General features: G+C 71.8%; 4 protein-coding genes and 1 pseudogene. 2 read left to right on the forward strand and 3 right to left on the reverse strand.

The window, feature by feature from the left end; all coding sequences use genetic code 11:
* Positions 1-1,061 (reverse strand): AI-2E family transporter (locus SACSA_RS23630; RefSeq protein WP_019819134.1); only part of this gene is annotated, 1,061 nt, incomplete at its 3' end.
* Between the two features lie 212 nt (positions 1,062-1,273).
* Here SACSA_RS23630 and SACSA_RS0118060 point away from each other — a divergent pair.
* Positions 1,274-1,567, forward strand: a complete 294-nt coding sequence (locus SACSA_RS0118060; protein WP_019819135.1) for a DUF3040 domain-containing protein — start codon at positions 1,274-1,276, stop codon at positions 1,565-1,567.
* Between the two features lie 39 nt (positions 1,568-1,606).
* On the opposite strand, the gene SACSA_RS0118065 is transcribed toward SACSA_RS0118060, so the two are convergent.
* Positions 1,607-2,455 (reverse strand): phosphoribosylaminoimidazolesuccinocarboxamide synthase, encoded by an 849-nt coding sequence (locus tag SACSA_RS0118065; RefSeq protein WP_019819136.1) that lies wholly within the window; start codon positions 2,453-2,455, stop codon positions 1,607-1,609.
* A 277-nt stretch (positions 2,456-2,732) separates the two neighbouring features.
* On the opposite strand from SACSA_RS0118065, the gene SACSA_RS0118070 reads away from it, so the two are divergent.
* Complete coding sequence (locus SACSA_RS0118070; RefSeq protein WP_019819138.1) at positions 2,733-3,548, forward strand: SAM-dependent methyltransferase; 816 nt, start codon at positions 2,733-2,735, stop codon at positions 3,546-3,548.
* Positions 3,549-3,588: 40 nt separating this feature from the next.
* On the opposite strand, the pseudogene SACSA_RS0118075 reads toward SACSA_RS0118070, so the two are convergent.
* Positions 3,589-3,808 (reverse strand): annotated as a pseudogene (locus SACSA_RS0118075) (4-hydroxybenzoate polyprenyltransferase); the annotation flags it as partial.

Consider the following 3,808-nt stretch of genomic DNA (forward strand, 5'->3'; position numbering starts at 1 on the left):
GGCGGGCCCCCCGCCGGCTCCGTGCGGTGCTCGGCCACGGCGAGGACGACACCGCGAGCCGCCGCGACGACGGGCACCGCGAACAGGACCCCCGCGATGCCTCCCTCGGCGCCGCCGATCACCAGCGCGACGAGCACCACGGCGGGGTGCAGGTTGGAGAAGTTGCCCTGCAACACCGGTTGCAGCACCTGTCCCTCGAGCTGCTGCACGGCCAGTACCACGCCGAGGATGATCAGTGCGGCGACGAGGCCGTTGCTGACCAGCGTGACCGCCACCGCGAGAAAGCCGGAGACCACGGCTCCCGCGTAGGGGACGAACCCACCGAGGAACACGAGCGCAGCCAACGGCACCGCCAGTGGCACGCCGACCACGGCGAGCCCGATGCCGATGCCGACGGCGTCGATCAGGGCAACCAGGGCGGTGACCCGCACGTAGAGCACGACGCTGCGGTAGGCCCTCCGGCCGGCGTCGTCCACGACCTCGCGGGTGCCGGGCCGCCAGGGGCGCAGGAGGAAGGCCCACATCTTCGGTCCCGCCTGGAGGAACATCAGAAACAGCACGATCGCGATCACCAGGCCCACCAGGAACGCGCCCACCGTGCTGAACGCGGTCAGCGCCCGGGTGATGACCTCCTGCTGGTTGCCGCCGAGCCACCGCTGAACCCGCCCGAGCAGCTCACCCGCGAGCGGGAATGGGCTGCTGTCGAGCCACTGCTGCACCTGGGCGACGCTTTCCGCGACCCGCCTGCGGAGCTGGTCGAAGTTGTCCAGCACGGAGAACACCACGAAGGTCACCAGACCTCCGGCCACGACCAGCCCGACGACCAGGGCCGTGACCACGGCCAGCGGGCGCGGCCAACGGTGCCGTACCAGCCAGCTCACCAACGGTTCGAGTAACGCGGTCAGCAACAACGCCACGAACAGCGGAATGAGCACGTAGCTGAGGTGCTTGGTGACGCCCCGCAGCGCCCATAACGCGGCGAAGATGAGCAACAGGTACGCCGACACGGTGGCCGCGCGGCGGAGCAACCCGGACGTGAGCCGCACGGTCGGCTCGGCCATGAGCGCTCTCCTCCCCGCGTCGACGACCGGCGGCCCGGACACTGGCACGTCCCCGGCCCGGGTAGCCACTGCGAGCGAATCGAAACCGTTTGTGGTCGCCCCGGCGGGGTAGTCCCGCGGTATGGGCGCGTCGCCCGTCCGCGGCCTGCGCCGGTGGGCGGTGCGCCGGAGCCCGCGACGAGTCCACGCACCACCGAGTTCGGGAGCACGCCATGCTCAGCCACCACGAACGGCAGGAGCTCGAACGGATTCAGCAGTGGTTCGAGCACGACGACCCCGACCTGGCCAGGACGCTCGGGCAGGGCAGGCCGACCGGAGGCGTGCTGCGGTCCCGGTGGTTGCGCTACGTCACCGACGTCCTCGCCATCGGGTTGATCGTGCTGGGAGCGATGACGTTGAACTTCGGCCTGATCTTCTTCGGGGCCGTGTTGCTCGCCGTCGCCGCGTGCCTGCACGTGGCGCACTGGGGTGACGGCCCGCCGGTGCGCGGGCAGCCGTCGGAGTAGCGCGCGGCACCCGCCGCCGGGGCACGCCGGGTGCCGCCGTCAGGCGGTGGGCCGCCAGGTGAGGCCGGTGATGCGCTCGTAGGCCTCCGTGTAGCGCTGCCGGGTCACCTCGACCACGTCGTCGGGTACGGCGGGTCCGGGCGGCGTCTTGTCCCACCCGGTCGAGGTGGCCCAGTCACGCACGTACTGCTTGTCGAAGGCGAACTGCGGCCTGCCGGGCTCCCACGCGTCGGCGGGCCAGAACCGCGACGAGTCGGAGGTCAGCAGCTCGTCGCCGAGCGTGAGGTTCCCCTCGGCGTCCCAACCGAACTCGATCTTCGTGTCGGCCACGATGATGCCCCGCTCGGCGGCGTGCGCGGCGCCCTCACGATAGATCCGCAGGGTCAGCTCGCGCAGGCGCTCGGCGGTGTCGGGTCCCTCCTGGGCGACCACGTCGTCGAAGGTGATCGGCTCGTCGTGGCCTGCCTCGGCCTTGGTCGTGGGTGTGAAGATCGGCTCGGGCAGCGCGCTTCCCTCGACCAGGCCGGCGGGCAGCGGGACGCCCGAGACGGTGCCCGACCGCTGATACTCGCGCAGTCCCGACCCGCTGAGGTAACCCCGGGCGATGCACTCGACCTTGATCATCGTGAGTGGCCTGCACCGCACGCCGCGGCCGGCGAACTCGGCGGGCACGTCGGTGGCCGAGACCAGGTGGTTGGGAACGAGGTCGCGGAAGCGGTCGAACCACCACACCGAGAGCTGGGTGAGCAGTGCCCCCTTGTCGGGAATCGGTGTCGGCAGCGGCACGTCATAGACCGAGATGCGGTCGGAGGCGACGAGCAGGAGATCGCCGTCGTCGGAGTAGAGGTCCCGGACCTTGCCCGCGTGCAGGTGCTTCACGCGGGTCATCGTAGCCCCGGGCGCGCGGCCTTCCCTGCGCGGTCGCGCCGGGCGCTCCGCAGGACCGGCCGCCGAACGTGTGCCAGATCACGTGTATCCACAGTGGACTGACGCGGGAGAGCGCGGAGTGACGCGGTCGGTTCGCGTGTGTCGTCGAATTCCCCTGTGTCCTGGGAACTTTCGAGTCCTGACGGGTATGACGGTGCGCGATCGGCCGACTACGGGAGCTGTTTCCGATCAGTAGGATCGGCGGTGCCGTTCGGGCCGCCCGTAGCCACGAGGAGGCGTGCTCGACGTGGGACTCCCCACCCCGGCGCAACCGGACCGTTCCGTCGTGCCGAACATCGCCCGCATCCGGGACTACTGGGTCGGCGGCGACCACCACACCGAGACCGATGTCGAACTGGCCCAGCGCATCGAGCTGTGCGCGCCACACGTGCCCTACCTGGTGCGCGCCCAGCGGTCGCTGGTGCGGCGCATGGTCGGCCACCTCGTCGCGCGGGGCGTGACCCAGTTCCTCGACCTCGGCTCGGGGCTGCCGAACGCGGGATACGTCCACGACGTCGCGCGGGCCGCCGATCCCGCCTCCCGGGTGGTGTACGTGGACGCGGACCCGTCGCTCGACGCGGACGCGCGGGCGTTGCTCGACGGCGTGCCCGGCACCGCCTTCGTCGGGGCCGACGTGCGGCGTCCCGCCGAGGTGCTCGGCCACCCCGACCTGACGCGGGTGCTCGACCTGGACCGGCCGGTGGCGGTCCTGATGATCGAGTTGCTGCTGCACGTCCCGGACGGCGAGGACCCGGCCGGGCTCGTGGCCTCCTACGTCGACGCCACCGTGTCCGGCAGCCACCTCGCGCTGTCGCACTTCGGTGAGGACGACGAAGTGCTCGCCGGGTTCGAGCTCTTCGAACAGCTCCGGTTCGGCCAGTGGCCCGCGGTCAACCTGCGGCCCCGCGAGACGCTGGAGCACTACCTCGCCGGGCTGGAACTGGTCGAGCCCGGGGTGGTGCCGGTGCCACTCTGGCGGCCGGACTCCGAGGACGAGGCCGTCCGCAATCCGGAGAAGGCGCGCGTGTACGCGGGACTGGGCCGCAAGCCCTGACCGCGCACCGGCGGCCTGACCGCGTACCGGCGACCCGGGCTCACCCGGTGGTGAGTCCGATGCCCACCAGGAGGACGTCCGCGACCAGCACCAGGGGCATGGCACGTCGGCGCAGCCGCCGGGAACTCGCCGCGCCCCCGCGAGCGAGACGGCGCAACAGCAAAAGCGCCCCGCCGAGGAACACCCCGTGCGCCGCGGTGCCGACCACGGCGGCGACGGCGCCCGCGTACCACCACAGCCCCGCGCCGAGCAACGCCACG

Source organism: Saccharomonospora saliphila YIM 90502, assembly GCF_000383795.1.
Classification (GTDB): Bacteria; Actinomycetota; Actinomycetes; order Mycobacteriales; family Pseudonocardiaceae; genus Saccharomonospora; species Saccharomonospora saliphila.

Bases quoted from the DNA above. Each gene is read 5' to 3' on its own strand.
- SACSA_RS0118060 (WP_019819135.1), top strand. From the start codon at position 1,274: ATGCTCAGCCACCACGAACGGCAGGAGCTCGAACGGATTCAGCAGTGG.
- SACSA_RS0118065 (WP_019819136.1), bottom strand. From the start codon at position 2,455: ATGACCCGCGTGAAGCACCTGCACGCGGGCAAGGTCCGGGACCTCTAC.